Below are 23924 nucleotides of genomic sequence, written 5' to 3' on the forward strand. Positions count from 1 at the left end.
AATAAAGGCTGTCAACAGTGAATATTAAATTACCTCCATTTATTGAGCTATTTCGGCAATTAATCGCGACTCCCTCAATCAGTGCCACCGATATCAGTATCGATCAAAGTAATGAGTCTTTAATCAACCTGCTGGCAAGCTGGTTAAAGGAAACGGGTTTCGAGATTGAAATACAACCTGTACCCGAAGCCTGCGGGAAATATAATTTACTGGCGACTCTAGGGAGTGGTTCAGGTGGGTTACTGCTATGTGGGCATACCGATACCGTCCCTTTTGACGACGGCCGCTGGACTCAAGATCCCTTCACCCTGACAGAACGTGATAACAAACTATATGGTTTAGGTACGGCAGACATGAAAGGCTTTTTCGCCTTTATCATTGATGCCTTACGGGATATTGATGTTAGTAAAATAACCCGTCCGCTGTACATACTGGCTACTGCGGATGAAGAGACAACAATGGCAGGTGCCCGTTATTTTGCGGCAAGTACAACTATCCGACCGGATTTCGCGATTATCGGTGAACCGACGGCATTACGGCCTATCTGTGCACACAAGGGGCATTTATCGAATGCTATCCGCATTGTCGGCCAGTCAGGGCATTCCAGTGATCCTGCCCATGGTGTCAACGCCATTGATTTAATGCATGAATCTATTGGTCATCTAATTGAATTGCGCGACACGCTAAAAGAGCGTTACAACAATCCGGCGTTTGTCATTCCATACCCAACAATGAACTTCGGCTATATTCATGGCGGTGATGCGGTAAATCGGATTTGCGCGCATTGTGAATTGCATATGGATATTCGCCCATTACCGGGACTGACATTACAGGATCTGAATGGGCTGCTAAACGAGGCCCTGGAACCGGTGAAACAGCGTTGGCCTGGCCGTCTGACCATCAATGAATTACATCCACCCATTCCCGGTTATGAATGTCCAACAGACCACAAGATGGTTGATGTGATAGAAAAACTGCTGGGCCGCAAAACTGAAACCGTGAACTACTGTACCGAAGCGCCATTTATTCAGGAATTATGCCCAACTTTGGTACTTGGCCCAGGCTCTATTGAACAGGCACATCAGCCGGATGAGTTTATTGATATGTCATTTATTGAACCTACCAGAAAGATAATCTCTCAGTTAATAGATCATTTTTGTCTGAGCAATAATTAATTGCTTCAACTTATCCCCCCAAAATCAGGGGGGACTCAAGCATCAGAACAAGAAACAAACCTTTCCCAAGTACCTTGCACATAAACACAGCTCAGATAATAAGTAAAACTTATAGCAAACAGCCCAGTATTAAATTTTAGAAATTTCGCCCAAACTGATTATTTTCTGATATGAATATGAGGGCTTAGGGTAAACACAACACTGTGGCGCCACAAAAAATAACTTCCCGCCACTTAAATAAAATTTTTCTACAGGAACAGAATCAACATTCTGCCAGCAATAAAGGCCAAGAGTCATATGAATCAACAATATTCCGCAATGCGCAGTAATGTCAGTATGCTAGGTAAGCTGCTGGGAGATACGATCAAAGAAGCTTTAGGGGAAGATATTCTCAATAAAGTTGAAACTATCCGCAAATTATCCAAATCATCCCGTGCCGGCAATGAAGCACACCGCCAGCAACTATTATCCACATTGCAAAACTTATCCAATGATGAACTGTTGCCGGTTGCCCGCGCTTTCAATCAATTTCTCAACCTGACAAATGTCGCGGAACAATATCACAGCATATCCCCACATGGTGAAGCTGCCAGCAACCCCGTTGCTTTGGCGAAGTTATTCACCCAGTTAAAAGAGAAAAATTTCAGTAACAACGATCTGAAAAACGCGGTGAATGAGCTGTCTATTGAACTGGTCCTCACCGCTCATCCAACTGAAATCGCACGTCGTACCTTGATCCACAAACTGGTCGCCGTTAACACCTGCCTGTCACAATTAGATCATGATGACCTGGCGGATTATGAGCGTAATAACATTATGCGCCGCCTGCGCCAGTTAGTCGCCCAGTCATGGCATACCGATGAAATCCGTAAAATCCGCCCGACGCCAATTGATGAAGCTAAGTGGGGCTTCGCTATGGTGGAAAACAGCTTATGGGATGGTGTGCCGGCATTCCTGCGTGAATTCAATGAACAGTTGGAAGAGTCAATTGATTATAGCTTGCCGGTCGAAGCTGTTCCCATCCGTTTTACTTCCTGGATGGGTGGAGACCGCGACGGCAACCCGAATGTCACGGCTGAAGTTACTCGCCATGTATTACTACTTAGCCGCTGGAAAGCAGCCGATCTGTTCCTGAAAGATATTCAGGTTTTGGTTTCTGAATTATCCATGTCCGAATGCACATCAGAAGTTCGCAAACTGGCAGGTGGCGATGAAATTCTGGAACCTTACCGGGAAATTGCCAAAAAACTGCGAACACAACTCAGCAATACATTGGAATATTTAGAGAAACAGCTGAAAGGGGAGCAAGTTTTACCACCCACTGATCTGCTGGTGGATAATGAACAGCTCTGGCAGCCCCTTTACGCCTGTTATCAATCATTGAAAACCTGTGGCATGGAAATCATCGCCAACGGCCAATTATTGGATATCCTGCGCCGTATTCGCTGCTTCGGCTTGTCACTGGTACGCATTGACGTCCGTCAAGAAAGCAGCCGCCATACAACCGCCATGTCTGAATTGACGCAATACCTGGAATTAGGCGACTACGAAAGCTGGTCCGAAGAAGAGAAACAGGCTTTCCTGCTGCATGAACTGAATTCCAAACGCCCACTGATCCCACATAACTGGCAACCAAGCGCTGAAACTCAAGAAGTTTTTGAAACCTGTAAAGTGATTGCAGAATCACCTCAAGACGCCATCGCTGCGTACGTTATCTCAATGGCTAAAGTGCCTTCTGATGTATTAGCGGTTCACCTGCTGCTGAAAGAAGCCAGTTGTCCCTTCACCTTGCCAGTTGCCCCGCTGTTCGAAACCCTTGATGACCTGAACAACGCCGAGAATGTCATTCAACAATTGATGAATATTCACTGGTATCGCTCTCTCATTCAAGACAAACAAATGGTGATGATTGGCTACTCTGACTCGGCAAAAGATGCCGGGGTGATGGCTGCGGGATGGGCGCAATACCGCGCACAAGATGCACTCATCAAAGCCTGTGAAAAAGAAGGCGTCATGCTGACCTTGTTCCACGGTCGCGGCGGTACCATTGGCCGTGGCGGCGCACCAGCACATGCAGCGCTGCTTTCCCAGCCACCGGGAAGCCTGAAAGGTGGGCTACGTGTCACTGAACAGGGTGAAATGATTCGCTTCAAATTCGGTCTGCCACAGGTCACTATCAGTAGCTTAGCGTTGTATGCCAGCGCAATTCTGGAAGCTAACCTACTGCCACCACCGGAACCTAAGCCGGAGTGGCATCAGATAATGGATACCTTGTCTGATGTTTCTTGCAAAATGTATCGTAATTATGTGCGTGAACAGCCTGATTTTGTGCCTTATTTCCGTGCTGCAACGCCAGAACTGGAATTGGCTAAACTCCCTTTGGGTTCTCGCCCGGCCAAACGCCGCCCGACAGGGGGTGTGGAAAGTTTGCGCGCTATCCCGTGGATTTTTGCCTGGACACAGAACCGCCTGATGTTGCCGGCTTGGTTAGGCGCAGGAGCTGCACTACAAACAGTCGTGAATGATGGTAAACAGGGTGTACTGGCAGAAATGTGCCGCAATTGGCCTTTCTTTACAACCCGCATTGGTATGCTGGAGATGGTTTTCGCTAAAGCGGACCTATGGCTGGCGGAATATTATGATCATCGTTTGGTAGATAAGCGTTTGTGGTCATTAGGTCAGAAGCTGCGCGAACAACTTTCAGTGGATATTAAAACGGTATTAACCATTTCCAAAGATGAACATCTGATGGCAGATTTACCGTGGATTGCAGAATCAATCGCCTTACGTAATGTTTATACCGACCCATTAAACGTTTTGCAGGCAGAGCTTCTGCTACGTTCCCGTCAGCAGCAACACCCTGATCCACAGCTTGAACAGGCGCTGATGGTCACAATAGCGGGTGTAGCGGCAGGAATGCGAAATACAGGTTAGTCGCTGTCAGCAGGAAACAATTTCCGCACGACAGTAGTGCCATTATTGAGCACGGTACGGGTATCTTTTATCTCCATATAACCCCGTACAAGATGTGCTCAATAGTACCACGGTTTTCCCAGATTTACCGTTTGCGAAACTCAGGTGACCTGTCGAGGGTTTACAGCAGTTTTTGCTAAATATGGATGAAACGAAAAGGAAGTCATTTCTCGCCAGATGAAACGTGTTTGAAGAGCAATTCCCTAATAATTTACCCTCCCTGTTCCCGCTAAATAAAAACACGATAAGAGAAGGCTAAATTACACTCATTACATAAATAAAATTTGATGATGTGATTTTTGCTCACTTCCCTAGAATTGTGCCTTTCCATTTCTAAGAGGGTTCAATCATGAAGAAAAATAAACTTGCCATTTTGTTATCTCTTGCGTCCCTGTTTGGCGTTAATGCCTATGCCCAAACAGAGCAGCCACAAGAAGCCCCTGCGGCTAAAAATGCCCTGACAGCGCAATCCCAGCTGCTGCCTAACCCTGAGAGCCCCATCCGTGCCGACGAGAAAGCGCTCGACAATAAGTCTGAGATAGCTTACATCCCTGCACCTCCGCTAACCAATATGTGGGTCTATGCCGTTGGTTCGACGAATTGCGGATGGGAATACACCTCCAACTTGCCGGTGACGAACTGCAATCACGGAGGAAACCTGCTTCGCGCCGCCGTTCTGGAAATTGGCTATGGATTTAACCCCATTGCCGGGATGAACGGCGTTACACTGCCAGGCTCAATGTACTCTTCTACACCAGTTTGTATTACAGGCGGGTACTACACTTGGCCATGCGCTGCTGGCCAAATTGTGGTTGGCTCCCTTAAGGAATACAGCCTCGACGGCTACCAGAATGGTCTCTTCAGATACCAGAATACTTCCACTAATTGGCCTCATAATACTATATCAACACAGATCAGCATTCGTTGACCTGCTACTTAAATCTGTCAGGGGCGGGAAACCGCCCTTTTTCATCGTAATTAAACAATTATATAAAATTAATTTAAAAGTATACTCCTGTAAGTATCTCAAAAATTATTTCTGCCAAGCTTCCCTGTAGGAGAACTTGTATCCAGTAATAAAATCATTAATCAGCAAATGGTATAACGAATGTGCAAAATAATATCGCTTATAGGTTGCAATAATACACCTGATTAATCCCTTAAAAATATTATGGTCTTGCCTGATGTCTCCACCTACATGGGCGAAGGTTTACGGCGATTTTTGCTAAACTTTGTGCCACGAGGCCCCTTGGATACCCAATGGCAGCCATCCTTGGCTTTCAGTGGTGGGGGTTGCAGCCATAAGGTCCCTAGCTTGCTGTAACATTCGCCCAACCAAACTGACCAGCAACTCAGCATCCAGCCTTTCCAGCCATTCACGGCTCCAAAGTAAGGTCTCACCCTCACCGCTACGGCTCAATTGCAACAGCGGCCAATCGCCTAATGTAGCCAAAGAGCGGGGCTCGACATCACCCAGCGGAATAAACAACGTCACCAGCTCATCACGTTGACGGATATGCAGGCTAAAAGGGCCGAGCGGCAGATCAAGCCCCTCCGGGTGCAGAGACTCCTCGGTCTGCCCAAGGAACCGGCACAAATCCGATAATAGGAGATTGAACATGATTACTCTTTATGGTTGTCAAACACGGATTCAGTCGGCGGCCACAAGTTGGCGATTGGAGGCTTACTTGGTGTACCTTGCAGCTCACCACCTATGGTCGCAGCCCAAGGATCGATGACACGTGCTTGTGAGCCCCAGGTTTCGGGTTTGTTGAGTTCACTGTTGGGATCGCGCCCGACCACTACGAAGCAGTGAGTCTGGGTATGCCCCTTGGAACCACGATGAGCAACTACCTCAATGCGCTGCTGGTCATCTTGATTGTGTTTCATCAATTCGGCTGCCGCAGAGTAGGCCAAGGTGGTGCAGCAGCCAGCCTGGGCCTGAGCAACATGGCGGGCAATGGATTGCAATTGGTTGAGGCTGACGTTGCCTCGCTTGGCAGCGATAGCTGCCATGTTAGACATCATGTTGGCTTGGCTGTTAACCTTCTGGCGCTCAGGATTATCATTGAATAACCGTAATCTCTCCATTATTTGCTGATAATGAGGATTCTGCTTACTAACGAAAGTGCCTGCATCGGTGCATGCATAGGCTCCCATCTTCTGCAAGATCGGCATGGCTTGTTGTAGCATGGCCTTGATACCGGGCGCTACCACCTTTGGCTGGAGGGTACGCACCATAGCACCCTGTTCCGCCAGGGCCTGTTTAAGTTCGGTAAGGCGGGTGCCACGGGCCTCCACCTCTTTGGGATGGTGGTTCTCCCAGTGCTGGATAGCATCCTGTACCCGTTGGGCCTGCACACTACTGGGGGCACTTTGCAACTGGCGCAGTTCAGTAATCAACTGTTTGAGATCCGAACTCTGGAAATGCAGAGGACCGCGTCGAACAGACTGCTCAAACAAACGGTTGCCCTGTTCAAGTAGAGGAGAGGTGGCAGCGTGCTGAGGAGCCTGCATTTGGCTAAGTGGCATATAGCCGCTAATGGGTGAGATTGGCATTATCTTTTCCAAAATTAGGTTGCGTTAATTAGGAGCATCTTAGTATTTTTCCTGCCCTGCTTATGTAAAAAAGTGACCAGATTTTTATCTGTTTTAGGTGTCAGAGAAAAGGATTCTCCGGGGATAGGTGTTCAAGATTATTGAACCACAACAGTTCATACTGGACGAAGGCTCATGGTGGACTCTACTTATTAAACCGAGATAATCTAACAATGACAGTGTAGTGTGCGGATACAGACTCAATATTAAAACTCGCTTACTCAATTTTTATACAGAAAAATGCTGTATACGTTAATTTGCCGTATTTAAAGAGGAATGATAATGATGACTGCTACCGCTCGATTTAATTTAAAGATGGACACAAATGAAAAGGAAATTATTTCTCACGCTGCGGCTTTAATGGGCACAACAATGGCTGCATTCGTGCACACAGCAGCTAAAGAGAAAGCACGTGAGTTATTAGATAGAGACTTTCGCATAACAATGACAGCCCAAGATTTTCAGGCATTCACAACTGCTTTGAATGACGCTTTCACTCCCAATGCTGCTTTACAAAACGCAATAAATGACGCTCTATCTACCACTTGGCATATAACCGATGATTGAGAGGACTTACCCAGCCCCCGGATAACCCCCCTCCTCAAAACTAGGCTGATGGAACTACGTTATCCGGCGTCCCATACTTATTTCAGTAAATCAGTAAATTTTATGAAATAATATATTAATTTCAACTTATTTTAATTAATTTATCCTCTGGAAATATCTCATAAATTGATTCTGTCAGGCTCTCCCGAAGGAGAACCTATATTCTATAATAATGGAATTAATTAACAAATGGTGTAACGAATGTGCAAAATAATATCGCTCATGGTTTGCAATATTGTTTTCTGCTTATCGGTGGCATTCGGGAATCGGAGGTTTAATGTGCCATCATCATCAAGAACAATACCTTCAAATGGCAGATATTTGCCGTCATTGAAATCCAGTTGGAACTGACCACTATCATTGGTGCCGTGAGACACAGCTAATGCTGAACAGCCTTTCGGCAACTGAGTACTGCCGCCATAACTGAGCATAGCCTGAATATCCTGATAAGGCCCAACCAATGCAGGCAATGAGACACTGATTTGCTTGATACGATGAACCTTGTTATCACCAACGATACTGGCCGGATAATCTGTTTTCAATTTCAAATCAGACAATTTGACCCAAGCTGACAAAATAGTATTAGCCAATGACAAACCATTTTCTTTGGTTCCTGCCGTACCTTCATTCTTATCCAGTAATGTGGGTATTTGTTCTGACAGATTGAAGCGATCCTTATCCCCCAGCGAACCATAAACCTCTGCCAATGAAACAGTACGTTCCACTTCCAGAGCACGGGATTCCCATTTCAAGTACGCCTCTTCCATCTGCGCCAAATTTTGCATCAGAGCTTCCCCACACAGCAGACCCGCGTACGTCCCTTGCCATGCTCCCGGTTTGATAAATCGAATGGCATCATCATGAATTTCCCATTGGTAGGATTGCTCCGCCATCAAGCAACGTGACACAGCCAAATCGTAGAACTGGAAGTAAATGCTTGATAAACGTCCTCGCAGCCAGCTATACAGTGCCTGATTACTGAACTTGCTTTGCAAGAAGGTTAATTGTGCCTGAGCCTGAGTTTGTTGGGTTTTCAGGTACTCTTTTTGCATTTCAGCCGCCTCACGGCGAATAGACAGCGATTCCAGTTGTGCATTTAACTGCTTGATCTCCGCCTGTACACTATCACGCTGAATTTTCCATTCCTGACGGCGACGGCGATACACTTCCGACTGCGCAACTTTTTCCGCATCAACTATCTTAGCGGAAGCACTCAACTCAATACCATCAGCAAGAGCATAGGCAATTGCACCATAATGCATGCCTCCGTCAGCTAAGCCGAAGATATTAGGTGCCATATCAACACCCGCCCCTGCCATACGGGAAATCTGCGCCCCCTGAGACTCAACAGCGGATTCTGAACGTAGCGCCATAGCCCGTTGTTCACCAGCGTTAATATTCTCCTCATAGAGTTGGCTGTAGCTGTCAAACCGCTGTTGCGCTCCTGCCAAAGAAACTTGAAGAGCTGTTTTTTCCGAATCCAACTCTGTCAATTGGTTATCCTGCATACGAATGCTGGTCAGTATCAGCTCACTGGCCTGAGTTTGTAGCAGTTGACTCATGGCTTCCGTATCCTGACGTTCACTGTATCCTAGGAGCGAACTGCCAAACTGCATAAGCTGGTTAACCAGACTCCGCGCGCCTTCCAGCATTTGTGGAAAACGGTGAATAGTGAGAGGTGCCTTCGGTAAATCAGTTCCTCCTTGAGAGGCGGACACTGCCGCACTTAGTAAGGCTTTTGGATCAGCCGGTTTAGCATACAGCGGCAAGGAGAGCGGTTGACCATCAATCGACAAGTTATGACGCAGATTAAACATACGTAGAGCCAGTGTTCGCCAATAACCTCTGAGCTTGCTATTTTCCTGTGGCTGGAACAAAGCAGTCAGCGAGTTGGCGGTTCCCGGCGACGGAGCTTTTGCAGTGTTATTCAGACGCAACTGGGTCAGCATCTGGTGACGGATCTGCTGTGTGGTTTTTGAAGCAGCATTACCCAATGTTGGATTAGCCCAAGTCGTACTCAGCATCACTTGTGGCTCATCACCTAACAGATTAAGTGCCTGTGTATACCACATTTTGGCCTCAGCCAGCGTATCACGCTCTAACTGACGGTAAGCCGCATCACCACGCGCTATCAACAGCTCCAGAGTCGCCATAAAAGTAGCCACCTTGTAGTGCATTGGATCATCTTGGGCTACAGCATCTGGATCAGTAGAATCCAGTTGCCCTGCATTCCAACTGGTGTCTTCTTCCAGCGGTCGCACGTTCCAGTGATAGATAGCAATTTTACCATTGACGATATAGCCGGACGGGCTCCAGACATAGCGGAACCAATGATCCGCAGCATTAAAATTCTGTTCTTGCAACAAGCGATGAGCCATCATCATCGGCGTGTAATAAAACAGTTCCCAGAAGTAGAGGGCATTGGCACCAGAGAAATCCATCGGCTCACTGTCATCTTTTAATGCTTGCGCAGAAGATAACCCACTAAAAGTTTTATGATCATTGCTGAGGAACCAACCGTGTGGATCTTTCTCATCAGTACGGTCGAACAAAATCTCATCAGTATTTCCCTTTTGATATTTTGCGCGCACCCATAAATGGTTCTTATTTCCATAAGCCTCTGTAAAATAAGGCAAGAAAACCTTCACAACAGTTTGACTCGTTTCGCTAAGTTCTCCCTGATAAATAACAAAATTATCACCACTTTTAAATATATCAGTGTATTCGATAGCGAAGCTTTTATTAGTGCCATGGATAGCCTCATCATATTTATCCAGAACAAGCTGCACATAGGTACCGGCTCCTAATTGCGGTTCCTGAATCTTCTGGGTTTCCATACTGAGCACCGCATCAATACCACGATTGGCGCGACTAACTAATTGCTGGGCGAATAAAGTATTCAAACGGGTACGATATGGCCCAATTTGCATATATTGAACACCATTATTTTCGTTATATAACGTAATCACGTTCTCAGTACCAAAAACTTTTTTAGTTACCGGAATAATAAAAGTTTCTGAGCCCAAGAATCGACCCTCTTGTGCCGTAGCAGTAAAATCAACCTCAATATGGGCCTGATTATCAATGAAGTTCAAATTTTTACAATCTATTGTGAGATTATTGAACTGATAATTCATCTCCTCAAAACTGGGTGCCGGTTGCTGAGGAACATAAGTACTATTATCGGCAGTAAAAATTTGATCGTCACCACCCGCTTTTACGGTGATTTTTACTTTAGCGCTATCAATGCCAGTATCGATCTTAATAGGATTGGATATTTTATAACTCGACCAATATCCCCCCGAAGAGGCACTAATTGCGGAGATTTCCTGAAGATTATAATAAAAATCTCTGTTACTGGTCCCTACATCTATATATTGCGTTCCACCGTTATAATTTGTGGTTTTATTGCCATCTCTAGAAGAAAAATACCACTTTTTACCTGCCGAAGAAGAATTTTCATTATATATGCATATACCATCACTTGATTTTTCATCCGCACCAAATTTAAATAACGGCACTAGATTAAAACGATTCGCAGAATCAAATGATGAATCATAAATTACAAATCCATCACCTAGTTTGGCATATTGCTTCATCAAGTTACATTGTATCCGACGAGTTCCATCATATCCATTATGAATAACTTTCAGTGTCATATTGGTGGACAGTTTTAAATCTTCCGCAGCAGACTGAAAGGTAATATTAGGAACACTACCACCATAGAGCATGGTTAAACTGTGATCTCCCCAGGAATAACTACTGTTTCCTGTCACAGAAGAAGGAATTTCATAATCCTCCGCGTAACGATTATTTACCTTCCTGGTTATTATTTTTTTATTATCATGCGCCGTATCTACTGTTGCAGTATCAAATTGTGGATAACTGTTATTCCAATAGTTAGTTGATTGTGCATCCGTCATACTATCTGATGACATATCAGCGAAAATATATAACCCAGTTCCCGGTGCATACTTCTTCTCTGTAGGGTTATAGGAACTATAACTACGCTGCATCGAATAGAACATAACCAACAGAGTATCTTCTCCCTGATAACCGGTACAGTACAGCGCCAAAGATTCAGCAACCTCAGCAGTTGATGTATAATCTTTTACCTTTTCTGTCACATCAAAGGTAAATGGCGTATTCCAACTGCCATCGTAACGAATATGCGCCAGTTTTAAATTATATTGATAAGTCGTGGTCTTACCATCATCACTTTTCTTTGATTGCTGCTCCAGCCATAACAAATACAAGCGCGACATATAAACAACCGGGCGAATGAGGTTTTTCCAAGGATTAACAGCACAGGTAATTTTACTCCACTCGCCCCAAGCATTAGCGGCAAACTGTCCGTTCTCACATTTGCTGTGATCGACACTGCGCCAGTAATACGTACCCGGAGCAGCTTGATCAATCCCGATAAAATAAGTTAATCCTTGATCCACATTCACATTATCGTGGTAGGCACTGATAACTTTCAGATTTGCCACCTGCTCAAAGCTGGTCAGATACGTTTTGAAAGCATCTTCCACGGTATCCGCATTTAGCTGGCTCTGGTTGATGGATTGCAACAGTGTATCCATCATTTTGGTTTGCCCAATGCGCTGGGTTGGATCAACATAGTTTTCTGGATAATAGACCAGTTCAGAGACGCCAGCCCAAGTACTGTAACGCTTATTATAACGCTCCCAGTCAGTAAAGAATTGACGGGTACTGATATCCGATGCAAGCTGACCTTCGTCCTGATTTAACGCCCGGTTAACGTACAGTTGCATACCAGCGATAGCCTCAGCAATACGCGAGGTCGTCACATCGGCAGAAACCTGATTATCAATCAGCAAATAGGTATATAACCCGTCACGGTCACGAACTCCAGCAGCACTATCCACAACAGCATTAATATAATAGTTACATAAAGCCTTACTGAGTGTCTCATCGAGTTTTTTCTGTGCCTGGTCAGCGTGATTAGCCATAAGTGCAGCAGCCACAGCCTGCCAAACAGAATAATTGTGGTCTGTTCCATATTTCAGGGCCATCATCCCTGATAAATCCATCGGTGAAACAGCCAGAGCAGAAGACATCTGTAACCATTGCAAAACAGCGTCAATCTGTGTCCAACTGGTCAGTTTTGTTAGCCCCGCCGCTACCTGATCAGCCGCCATTTGCAAGAGAGACGTTTCTTCGTTCATGGCTTGTGCTATATCGGCAACAGTCAAAGTTCCATTTTTTAACGCCGTCAATACAGAGGAAGCCTGTTGTCCCAAACGGTTTACCCAGGTATGGAAACCTTCCAGGGCCATCAAAGTTAGCTTATCGTGGTCCAGTACATTTTTGTCTGTAACGAGCAAAGACGCGTTGGTAACGATCAGTGACAGCTCCGTTTCACTTAATCCAATACGACGATAGATCAGGCTCAACTGCGCCAGCGCTTGAACAAAAGTGATCACTTTTTCGCTGGTTGGAGCCGTTTGTACTGCTTTCCAAAAACCATCAACGACCATTTGTGCTGGCTTAATCTGATCAATCCACAATAACAGATCATATGCGACTTCCTGCGAAGTCAAATGCAAAGCCGAAGTGAGGCAAGGCGCCATGGCTTTTTTCAGATCCTCCCCAGCCAGGCTCTCTTTGCCATGCAAGGTTGAGGACAACGTAGCAGTCAGGTTGCTGATTTCTGGCGTCAAGGCACGACTGTATGTGACCGTGGTCATCAGGAACAGATCGGCAACTGTCCATTTTTGTGTCTGCAACCACTGAGTGATCCACAACAATGTTTCCAATATTTCTGCCAGCTTATCGTCGGTAATCTTACAAATATTGGTCTCGCCATAACCACAAATTACCAACAAGGTATTCAACTCAGCAATAGTCAGGTTATGAACCTGTGCCAGCAAGCTAACCAAATACAAATCGGACAGATTCTCCAAGTTATTTTTTATCACGCCGTCTTCTTTACGATCAGTGATCAGTAACATCTGATACAACTCACTAGCATTAACCTGAAACGCGCGTTTTAACACGGCCTTACGCTGATCATCACCGATGCTGTCCGGTTTAAGATTCAAGTCAGGATTAGGGAGGTGTTTGGTGCCGTCCTCACTGATTTCATAGCGAATGCCATTAAGCGGTGGATTATTGAACAGTTGTTCAAACTGGCTGAACTGATTGAGAACAGCTTGCTGGGAAATATTAATATTAGCCAGAATAGCAGCCGTCTCTTCACTAATATCATAACGTTCAACGTAGAACTTAACCCGATAGACCTTGTTTAATACATCAACAGTGATTGATTTAGTGTTATTGGCGCTATCAACAATGCGCTCCAATGTAGCAAAAGAGAGGCTGGTGGCTTTTAGCAAACGAATAACCTTATTCATTTTAAGCAGGAAGGCTTTCGCGGAATACTGGTCAATTTTAAAATTGGCGGCGGCAAAATGATAATTGCCTCCATGCCATCTTTCTAATCCTATACTGAGCATATCTCCAAGGTTATTACGTTTAATTGTCGCCTGTGATTCATACTCCTGATTTACAGACATACCAGGGTGAGGATTATGGGCAATTTCAATCCAATCAGAGGTGCCATCTTTATATCGCAGATAAAAATCATCCAGACCCAAACTATCACTTAGGTTGTATTTAATCAGATAATTGTCATTACCTTGCGGATACAACTCAATATAATTAGTTTGGCCCGCGTAATTATCCGATGGTGTTCGGGTCACACGAACCACTTCCATTTTGCCGGTATTATTAACCAACGGTACGATCAGAATATCACTGCTATATCCAACGTGTGATAACGAAGTAGTAACATAGGCAATCTCTTCCGGTGGAACACCATAATACCGAGCCAGGTAACTCGGAGACATAAGTTGAGCGGTTGTGATATCCCCAAAGTTTGTTGTATAAAGCGCATCAAGTTTGGCTTCATCTTTTTCTGGGATCTCCTCAATTAGCAACTTATAGAGCTCTGGAGAAATATGAGAACTGATACCCAATAAAGTCACTGGATCAATTTTCTTGGCAACAATGGGTGCCTGTGATAAATGACGGAGCCCTGGGTCACGTTCATGAACGATTTCACGAACGGTTTCGTAAGCGTGATGATAAGGTGTTTCTCCACTTAAACGATAAGTAGAGAGCATATCCATGACTTCATCTTGTGATTTTCCTGTTTTTGTTTCGATCCCGGCAAGACACAATTCATTAGAGAGAGTCAGCGTTGAAATCTCCTCATCCATATTTTTCTGACTGAGCATTAAGCTTGCTAAATCTGGGCGACGTTTATCCAGGTAATAAATTGAGGTACTGTCATGCAGATTTCTGGCTTCACGATACAATTCGGTTAAATAAGCCGCCGGCGAGAACATAGATGCCACAGAGCCTGGCGCAGCATAACTATCAGCACGATTACCAAACAAATCACTATAACCTTGTGTAAAAGCCAGCATTTGTCGGGTACCTAACCGAACAGCACTTTTCAGCAGCGGGTTAGCGTAGGCAAAAATACGTTTTTCATGAAGCAGGTTCTTATCCTGTTCTGCTTGTGCCATTTCATAAATTCGTTTTGCCTCTCCCCAGTTAACCATTTCCCGAGTTTTTTCTCGGAAAGTATCAAAGGAGTACAATGCAATTTCCGCCGGACAAGTTAATTGCAGTTTCTGACAAATAGTATTGATAGTGCTTGAGAATGAATTGTTCATAATTGTCTCTCATTGATAGTGTTATTGCAGCTGGCAAACAGAAACCAACTACAAATGTGTGGTATTAGCAGATTAGGCTCAGAAAAATGTAGACAAGTATTATTGGAATACTATCGTCTGGAAACACCCAGAGAGCGGGTTTATCCTCTAATTTTTCTGGTATGAAATAGTGAATACGACAAAATTCCACATAATTACATCAGGCATTAGAAATATATTTATCAGCCAGGAAGGGAGGCTACAAACATATTTTTTTACGTTAGAATGTCAAAAAATGATATGGTGACTGTTAATGTTTAGCAAAATGCGGGAGGTTAATACGAAATAATGAATCTACTGACCAGAGATTAAAGAGAGATAATCATGTGAAAAGATATTATTAAAATTATGATAACCATAGTAATCGTTTACTATAGTTTATATTTAATAATTTAATTGATAACAATGAATTATTTACTAACATTAAAACTCTTTTATTCTTTCAACTCTATAAAATTAAATATTAAAAATATATTAACCTTAATATTCATAAAAATAATAAGAATTTACTATTCATAGCAATACACCGGGAAAAATATGCTCTTACTAAGCGACATTTCTTAATAAGAGCCAATGATTAAGGACGAACACCCAGAGTATGACAAATTGCATAACTCAGTTCCGCACGGTTTAAGGTATAAAAATGAAAATCTTTCACACCTTCACGACTTAAAATTTTCACCATATCCATTGCGATAGAAGCGCCAACCAGATTAGAGCTCTCAGGGTCATCATCCAGCCCCTCAAACATTCTGGTCATCCAGCTTGGAATACGAACATTGGTCATTGTCGCAAAACGTTTCAGCTGACGGAAGTTGGATACTGGCAGAATACCCGGTACGATTTCCACATCAATTCCGGCAGCAACACAGCGGTCACGAAAACGCAGATAACTTTCCACATCAAAGAAGAATTGAGTAATTGCCCGGTTCGCACCCGCATCAATCTTTCGTTTCAGGCAAATCAGATCAGCCTGAGAATTTTTCGCTTCAGGATGAACTTCAGGGTAAGCAGCCACTGAAATATCAAAATCAGCTTCTTTCTTAAGTAATTCAACCAGATCAGCACCATACATTTTGGGTTTTTCACTGCTATCAGGTAAATCACCCCGCAAAGCCACAATATGGCGAATTCCATTATTCCAATAATCACGGGCGATTTCGCATAATTCATCCCGACTGGCATCAATACAGGTGAGGTGCGGAGCAGCCTCAAGACCGGTTTTCTCTTTTATTCCTTTGATAATGCTATGGGTTCGGTCACGTTCACCAGAGTTAGCCCCATAAGTAACGGAAACAAATGTAGGCTTAAGGGTGCTCAGACGACCAATGGATTTCCACAGGGTTTTTTCCATCTCGACTGTACGCGGTGGAAAGAATTCAAATGAAACACGGATCTGTCCTTCCAGTTCAGCCAGATTCTGATTCAGCGCTTCTCGCTGATTAGCGTGAAAAAAACTCATACCCTGTACCTCGTTAACAAGCGGAATAATTTCCTGTCTTATAATTTGCCAATTATTTCTATTTAAACATCTAAACACCTATACGTTTAGACGTCTAAATAAGATGAAGGATTGGGATTTTTTAGTCAACAATAAATTTGAGTTAAAATGGTGAGCAATATTCATCCTGAATCGGAAAAAAATTCATCAAGAAATATTTGGCGCTGTTTATACCAATTTGGCAGATCAAGGTACCCAAGACAGCGATGAAGAAGGGTGTCTTTACCAGAACGCCCTTCCTCTCGTTACCTCAAATATCTAAGCGAAGGAAATTGCATCAGCTAACAAGTGGGAATTTTGCAACCTAAAGCAGTTGTGACAAACGGTTAAGATCAGACTGAATCGCGCCGGCTGTGACATCACGACCGGCACCCGGCCCACGGATCACCAGCGGATTATCACGATACCAACGGCTCTCAATCGCAAATACATTGTCGCACGGTAACAAGGAAGCCAATGGGTGATCGGGACGTACCGCCTCAACACCGACTTTCGCCTTACCATTCGCATCAAAACGGGCAACATAGCGCAATACCATGCCCATTTCCTGTGCCGCAGCCAATCGTTGCACCATTTGCTCATTGATAGCACCGCTGTTATCAAAGAACTGCTCAATAGAACCTAATGCCGCTTCTTTCGGAACTAATGACTCAACACGCACCTGCTCTGGCTCAATCTCATAGCCAGCTTCACGGGCGAGGATAATCAGTTTACGCATGACATCCTGACCAGACAGATCAATACGTGGATCAGGTTCAGTCAATCCCTGTTGCCACGCCTGTTCAACCAAATCACTGAATGGTACTGAACCATCAAATTGCAGAAACAGCCAAGATAGCGTCCCGGAGAAAATACCACTGATGGACAAAATGGTATCGCCACTCTCCCGTAAGTCTCTCACTGTATGGTTGATCGGTAAGCCTGCGCCAACAGTTGCGTTGTAAAACCAATGACGACCGGTTTTGGCAAATGCATCACGGATAAGACGATAATCGTTACTACTGGAAGCACCAGCAATTTTATTGGCACTGATAACATGGAAACCATAACTGGCAAAATCACTGTAACATCGCGCCAGTTCTTCACTGGCAGTCACATCCAGGATCACCAGATCGTCATAAGGATGTGCCCGCATCCACAGGAACAACTCATCAACATCATGCTCTGTGGCTTCAGCATCAAAGAAAGCTAATGCCCGGCTGGCATTAATCCCCTGATAGTCGAGTAAACTCCGGCGACTATCCGCCACTCCTGCCAGAATAAATTCAAAATCACTGCGGGCAGAAATATTTTTCTGCTCACGGGCAAATAACTCCAACCAACGGGAGCCAATATTCCCTTTACCAAACAAAATCAGGCCAATTCGCTTTTCAGCACGGAATAAACTCTGATGCAGCCCCTGAATCACATGTTCCGTCTGATTGGTCCGCAACACAGCGACAAGACTGATTCCATCCTCTGCGTGCCAAATAAATTCCACCGGTTGATCTTTAAGCTGCTGATAAAAACGATGGCAATGCAATGGATTCTTACAGACACCCGCCCCAACCAGCGCTACCAGCGCCAATCCTTCTCTCAGGGAAAGTTTCCCCGGCAGCGCAGCATCTTGCAAAACCTCCAGTGCGCTATTCATCACTTCGGAAGTGTAACAGAGCTGAATCAGATTACAGTCTGGATGGATACCGGTTGCCAGTGGGCGAATTTGTCCCCGTTTTAACAACAGATCAATATCTTTATATATCTGTTTGAAATCATTATGAGCAGCCACATGCAACTCAATCAGGCAAACTTCATCATGGCTGGTGACAATTTTTGCCCCAGTCCCGGAAGCCAACACCCTTTCAATACGGGTGGAGCCCTGCTCCGGCTGGTAGCTGCAACGCAGCAGTAAATCAATATCACTGACAGAAACAGGCTGTAAGGTACGGGTATGCAACACAGGTGCTGCAAGACGAGCAAGCTCACTTGCTTCATCCAGACGTAATAAAGGTAACAGACAGGCGTCTTTTACTTTTCTCGGATCGGCGCTGTAAACACCGGCGACATCACTCCAGATGGTTACCCGTTTAGCCCCTGCCAGAGCACCAACCTGCGTTGCAGAATAGTCACTGCCATTTCGCCCCAGTAAAACCGTTTCTCCATCATGATTACTGGAGATAAACCCCGTGACAACCAGTCGCTTATTAAGATTTTGAGTCAATAGCTGATTCAGTAATGGCTGAGAAAGGTCAACATCAACTTGGGGTTGAGCCGCCCGTTCCGCGCGTAAAAACTGACGGGCATCCACCCAGTCACTGGGGATACCCTGAGCTTCAAGTACCGCAGACATCAAACGAGCAGACCAGATCTCTCCGTGCCCCACGACTTCTGCATATGTCACATCACTCACCGGTTTATCCAGTAATGCACTCAACCTTTCAAGATCGGCAATAAAACGCTTCACCAATTCTTCAGCAACAGTTTCAGGCAGCAAACCTCTGATAAGATCCTGCTGGTAACGGCGCAAAACCTGCTGTACCTGATGGGCAGAAATACGGTCATTCTGGCTGAGTTTAAGCCAGTTAATTAACTGGTTGGTTGTACTGCCTGCCGCGGATACCACCATCAAATCACCAGGTTGGCTATAATTAGCCATAATCTTGGCGACTCGTTGATAACATTTCACATCCGCAAGACTGCTTCCACCAAACTTATGTAATTGGCGGCCATTTTCCGCCCCTGCTACTGCCAGTGCACTCATGGTCACTCCTTTACTACTGCCTGAAATGCATTTTCCAAATCAGCGATTAAATCCTGACTATCTTCAATACCCACAGAAACACGCAACAGTGAATCCGTAATACCCGCTTCTGCCCTTGCCTGTTCTGACATTCCCGCATGAGTCATAGTAGCAGTATGGGAAATCAACGTTTCCACACCTCCCAATGATTCCGCCAAAGTAAATAATTTCAACTCAGACAGAAAACAGCGTATTGCCGATTCATTGCCATCTAACTCAAAACTTATCATTGCGCCAAAACCGGACTGTTGCTTACAGGCAATTTCATGCCCTGGATGATCTTTCAAAGCAGGATAAAAAAGTTTCTTCACTAACGGTTGCTGTTGAAGATAATTCACAATTTCCCGCGCATTATTTTGCTGTAAAAGGATCCGTGGCGATAAAGTACGCATCCCACGCAACAGAAGATAACTATCAAACGCCGCACCGGTTACACCAATATTATTCGCCCACCAGGCAAGCTCCGTCGCAATATCTTCATCCTTTGCAATAATGGCACCGGCAATAACATCAGAATGTCCGTTAAGATATTTAGTACAGGAATGAACAACCAGATCTGCCCCCAATGCCAGCGGTTTTTGTAATACAGGACTCAAGAAAGTGTTATCAACAATCACTGTCGCACCAACCTCATGGGAAAGCTGGCATATATGGGCAATATCCACGATACGCAATAAAGGGTTACTTGGCGTTTCAATTAATACCAACTTTGGCTTTCTGGATAGTACGTGTTTTAACGCCTGTTCATCACTCTGATCAACAAACGCCACTTCATAAGCACCGCGTTTACTCTGGCTGTCAAACAAGCGGTAGCTGCCGCCATAACAGTCATGGGGAGCAACCAACAGATCGCCCGGCTTAAGAAAAACCGTGCACAACAGGTGAATCGCTGACATGCCGCTGCTAGTCATAACAGCACCTATTCCCCCCTCCAGTTCAGCCAATACCCTCTGCACCATATCGCGACCTGGATTACCCCTCCGGGAATAATCATGTGTTCTCGGTTGATTGAAATCTGTAAAATTATATGTACTGGAAAGATAAATAGGCGGAACAACACAGCCATACTGCTCATCATTATTCAGCCCACTGCGAACTGCTATTGTTGCCTGTTTGCGTGTCATATCAGTCACCACTGCCTGTCATAAATTCGAGTCAGGGAAGAATACCTGCCACCACAATGGACGTCAACACATCTAGACATCTAAACCTCTTTACGGTTAGATTAAGTAATGGGATAATTATCCATTACAACTATGCTGCTTTTATTATTAGTCGTCATTAATTTATCGCATATACTATAACTGTATAATTGATAAGGAAATCACGATAAAATGGCAATATTTTGCAACGAAAGCGGGTTCTATTATCCGGCTTACTTTTATGATTTCACGACTATTTAAGGTACCCCATGGCTGAGTGGAACGGTGAATATGTCAGCCCTTATGCTGAACATGGCAAAAAAAGCGAACAGGTGAAGAAAATCACAGTTTCAATTCCTTTGAAAGTGTTGAAGATCCTCACTGATGAGCGCACCCGCCGCCAGGTAAATAACCTGCGTCACGCAACTAACAGTGAATTGCTGTGTGAAGCATTCCTGCATGCATTTACCGGGCAACCACTGCCCGATGACGCTGATTTACGCAAAGAGCGTAATGACGAAATCCCAGAGGCTGCCAAAGGGATCATGCGGGAATTAGGCATTGATCCCGATACTTGGGAATATTGATAATGGCATAACGAAACCTCCTGCAAAATTCAGGGGTTTTTACTCTATTAAAATACAGAATGGCCGATTTAAATACAAAACGCCCGATGCAAAACATCGGGCGTTTGTTCGTACCAGTTGATCTGCTTTATAAGCAGACACAATTTGGCAATTACTTGCCAACACCTGGAACATTGAAACGTTTGTTGAAGCGATCAACACGACCACCGGTAGCAACATCACGTTGTTTACCAGTATAGAATGGGTGGCATTGGCCACATACGTCCAAGTTCAGCGCGTGATTAACGGTAGATTTGATCTGCATTACATTACCGCAAGAACAAGTTGCAGTAACTGCTTCATATTTAGGATGAATATCTTTTCTCATGGGATAACCTCTGTTAAGGCCGTGTCGCTATCCAGCCCTGTTGCCGCCAGACACCACACGTCGTGTTGATAAAATAAGTTTGGTATCTTTTGTACCAAAGGCGGCGGATCATACAGAATATCTGCCTACCCCGCAATGAAATCCGTTGATTGTCTATGATACTCTATAGGCAATTTTTACTTTATTTATTGATTGCCAGGAATAATTTTATGGCTGTTGTTCAGGTTGCCCTGCCTATCCCCCTTGCCCGCTCTTTTGATTATCTGTTGCCCACAGAGAATCAATTCCCTGTTGCAGGGATGCGAGTAGCCGTCCCATTTGGCAACCGCAAGGCAATTGGTATCGTCACAGGCACCACTGATAGCAGTGATATTCCAACAGAACAACTGAAATCAATAGAATCGATTCTCGATACTCACTCCCTGTTTTCAGAAGATCTCTGGCAATTATTACTCTGGGCATCCAGCTATTACCATTATCCCATCGGAGAAGTGCTGTTCCATGCATTGCCGATACTGCTTCGTCAAGGAAAGCCCGCTGAATCTGCCCCGCTCTGGCAATGGCAACTGACGCCGGCGGGGGCTGAAATACCCTTGGCGCAATTGAAACGCTCACCAAAACAGCAACAAGTGCTGGCAGCACTGCGCCGGAAAGCGATATACCGCCATCAGATTACAGAGCTGGAATTAAGCGAAAGTGCCTTCCAGTCACTCAAAAAGAAGTCACTTATTGATTTATACCCGGTACAACCTGAATCTCAGAACTGGCGACATCATTTCCAAATCACCGGTGAACACCTGAAATTGAATACAGAACAAGCCACAGCAGTTGGTGCTATCCGTGCGGAGGACCAGCAATTTTCCCCTTGGTTACTGGCCGGTATTACCGGATCAGGTAAAACAGAAGTTTATCTCAGTGTGCTGGAAAATATTCTGGCTCAAGGTCAACAAGCGCTGATACTTGTACCGGAAATTGGCCTGACACCACAAACAATCCGTCGTTTCAGAGAACGCTTCAATGCTCCGGTTGATGTTCTTCATTCAGCCCTGAATGACAGTGAACGCCTTGCTGTATGGTTACGGGCACAACGTGGTGAGAACGCAATTGTCATCGGTACACGTTCAGCTTTATTTACCCCCTTTGCCTGCCTTGGCGTCATCATTATCGATGAAGAACACGACAGTTCTTACAAACAACAGGAGGGCTGGCGTTACCATGCTCGTGATTTAGCGGTATTCAGAGCAAAAAAAGAGAATATCCCGGTGATTATGGGCTCTGCAACTCCGGCACTGGAGACACTTTATAATGTGCAACAGGGCAAATACCGCCAGCTAACATTATCCAAACGTGCAGGTCATGCCCAGCCAGCAACTCAACATCTGTTGGATTTAAAAGGCTTGCCACTCAAAGTCGGGTTATCTCAACCACTGATAAAGCGCATTGAAGAACACCTGAAAGCCGATAATCAGGTAATGCTGTTTCTCAACCGCCGCGGTTACTCACCTGCTCTGCTCTGCCATGAATGTGGCTGGATTGCAGAGTGCCAACGCTGTGACCATTATTACACCTTACATCAGCACTATCGTCAGTTGCGTTGCCATCATTGTGACAGCCAACGCCCGGTTCCCCGTCAGTGTCCACAATGCGGTTCTACTCATCTTCAACCTGTTGGCCTTGGCACAGAGCAACTTGAAGACGGTATTACAGCATTGTTCCCTGATGTATCGGTTACCCGCATTGACCGGGATACCACCAGCCGCAAAGGAACGCTGGAACAACAACTGGCCGACATTCACGCCGGTGGTGCCCGTATACTGATTGGTACCCAAATGCTGGCAAAAGGCCACCATTTCCCCGATGTCACACTGGTCGCTTTGCTGGATGTTGACGGTGCCCTGTTCTCAGCAGATTTCCGGGCAGCAGAACGCTTCGCACAGCTTTATACGCAAGTTTCTGGTCGTGCCGGCCGGGCAGGTAAACAGGGAGAAGTGGTTCTCCAAACTCATCATCCTGACCATCCGTTACTGCAAATTTTGCTGAATAAAGGTTACGACGCTTTCGCAACTCAGGCGATGGATGAACGTCAAAGTGTCTTTCTGCCGCCATTTACCAGCCATATTATCTTGCGGTCAGAAGATCACGATAATCAGCAAGCCCCCTCTTTTTTACAGCAATTGCGTCTGCTTTTTGAAAATCATCCTCTGCGGGAGGATAACTTATGGATAATGGGGCCGGTTCCCGCATTACAGGCAAAAAGAAATGGTCGTTACCGCTGGCAACTATTGATTCAACATCCATCCAGAATTTTTTTACAAAAAATCATGACGATGGTTTATTCACAAATAATGGCTCTGCCGCAAACCCGGAAAGTGAAATGGAATATTGATGTTGACCCAACGGATGGTTAGTGATTAATCATCCTTATTTTAAAACATATAACTTTGTTAG

13 protein-coding genes are annotated in these 23924 nt (G+C 44.9%); 6 read left to right on the top strand and 7 right to left on the bottom strand.

Annotated features, from left to right (window positions below):
• Positions 1 to 17: 17 nt before the first annotated feature.
• The 3 genes from argE to ACUN2T_RS24810 all read left to right on the top strand — a co-directional run bounded on the left by argE (position 18) and on the right by ACUN2T_RS24810 (position 5076).
• Entirely contained in the window at positions 18 to 1175 is a 1158-nt protein-coding gene (gene argE, locus ACUN2T_RS24800) for an acetylornithine deacetylase (RefSeq protein WP_445495515.1), read from the top strand.
• 297 nt (positions 1176 to 1472) lie between these two features.
• Entirely contained in the window at positions 1473 to 4109 is a 2637-nt protein-coding gene (gene ppc, locus ACUN2T_RS24805; protein WP_445495516.1) for a phosphoenolpyruvate carboxylase, read from the top strand.
• Positions 4110 to 4497: 388 nt separating this feature from the next.
• Entirely contained in the window at positions 4498 to 5076 is a 579-nt protein-coding gene (locus tag ACUN2T_RS24810) for a YolA family protein (protein ID WP_445495517.1), read from the top strand.
• 297 nt (positions 5077 to 5373) lie between these two features.
• Here ACUN2T_RS24810 and ACUN2T_RS24815 read toward each other — a convergent pair whose 3' ends face one another.
• Both ACUN2T_RS24815 and ACUN2T_RS24820 read right to left on the bottom strand, forming a co-directional pair.
• The gene (locus ACUN2T_RS24815; RefSeq protein WP_445495518.1) at positions 5374 to 5769 is read right to left on the bottom strand and encodes a type III secretion system chaperone; all 396 of its coding nucleotides are present in this window, start codon (positions 5767 to 5769) and stop codon (positions 5374 to 5376) included.
• 2 nt (positions 5770 to 5771) lie between these two features.
• Complete coding sequence (locus ACUN2T_RS24820) at positions 5772 to 6707, bottom strand: hypothetical protein (RefSeq protein ID WP_445495519.1); 936 nt, start codon at positions 6705 to 6707, stop codon at positions 5772 to 5774.
• 321 nt (positions 6708 to 7028) lie between these two features.
• Here ACUN2T_RS24820 and ACUN2T_RS24825 point away from each other — a divergent pair, with 321 nt between their 5' ends.
• Positions 7029 to 7313 carry a type II toxin-antitoxin system TacA family antitoxin gene (locus ACUN2T_RS24825; RefSeq protein ID WP_445495521.1) on the top strand — a complete coding sequence of 95 codons (285 nt, stop codon included), beginning with the start codon at positions 7029 to 7031 and terminating at the stop codon, positions 7311 to 7313.
• 221 nt (positions 7314 to 7534) lie between these two features.
• Here ACUN2T_RS24825 and tcbA read toward each other — a convergent pair whose 3' ends face one another.
• The 4 genes from tcbA to metB form a co-directional block, all read right to left on the bottom strand.
• A complete protein-coding gene (tcbA, locus tag ACUN2T_RS24830; RefSeq protein ID WP_445495523.1) occupies positions 7535 to 15061 on the bottom strand; it encodes an insecticidal toxin complex protein TcbA in 7527 nt (2508 codons plus the stop codon).
• Between the two features lie 616 nt (positions 15062 to 15677).
• Positions 15678 to 16562, bottom strand: coding sequence for a methylenetetrahydrofolate reductase (metF, locus tag ACUN2T_RS24835; RefSeq protein WP_445495524.1), 885 nt, complete (start codon positions 16560 to 16562; stop codon positions 15678 to 15680).
• A gap of 343 nt (positions 16563 to 16905) precedes the next feature.
• Complete coding sequence (locus tag ACUN2T_RS24840) at positions 16906 to 19341, bottom strand: bifunctional aspartate kinase/homoserine dehydrogenase II (protein ID WP_445495526.1); 2436 nt, start codon at positions 19339 to 19341, stop codon at positions 16906 to 16908.
• A 2-nt stretch (positions 19342 to 19343) separates the two neighbouring features.
• The gene (gene metB / locus ACUN2T_RS24845; protein WP_445495528.1) at positions 19344 to 20504 is read right to left on the bottom strand and encodes a cystathionine gamma-synthase; all 1161 of its coding nucleotides are present in this window, start codon (positions 20502 to 20504) and stop codon (positions 19344 to 19346) included.
• 287 nt (positions 20505 to 20791) lie between these two features.
• On the opposite strand from metB, the gene metJ reads away from it, so the two are divergent.
• Complete coding sequence (gene metJ, locus ACUN2T_RS24850) at positions 20792 to 21109, top strand: met regulon transcriptional regulator MetJ (protein ID WP_132355395.1); 318 nt, start codon at positions 20792 to 20794, stop codon at positions 21107 to 21109.
• 151 nt (positions 21110 to 21260) lie between these two features.
• Here metJ and rpmE read toward each other — a convergent pair whose 3' ends face one another.
• A complete protein-coding gene (rpmE, locus tag ACUN2T_RS24855) occupies positions 21261 to 21476 on the bottom strand; it encodes a 50S ribosomal protein L31 (RefSeq protein WP_445495529.1) in 216 nt (71 codons plus the stop codon).
• A gap of 209 nt (positions 21477 to 21685) precedes the next feature.
• Here rpmE and priA point away from each other — a divergent pair, with 209 nt between their 5' ends.
• Positions 21686 to 23884, top strand: coding sequence for a primosomal protein N' (priA, locus tag ACUN2T_RS24860; protein ID WP_445495530.1), 2199 nt, complete (start codon positions 21686 to 21688; stop codon positions 23882 to 23884).
• Positions 23885 to 23924: the final 40 nt, after the last annotated feature.

It is taken from the genome of Photorhabdus machadonis (assembly GCF_052657765.1).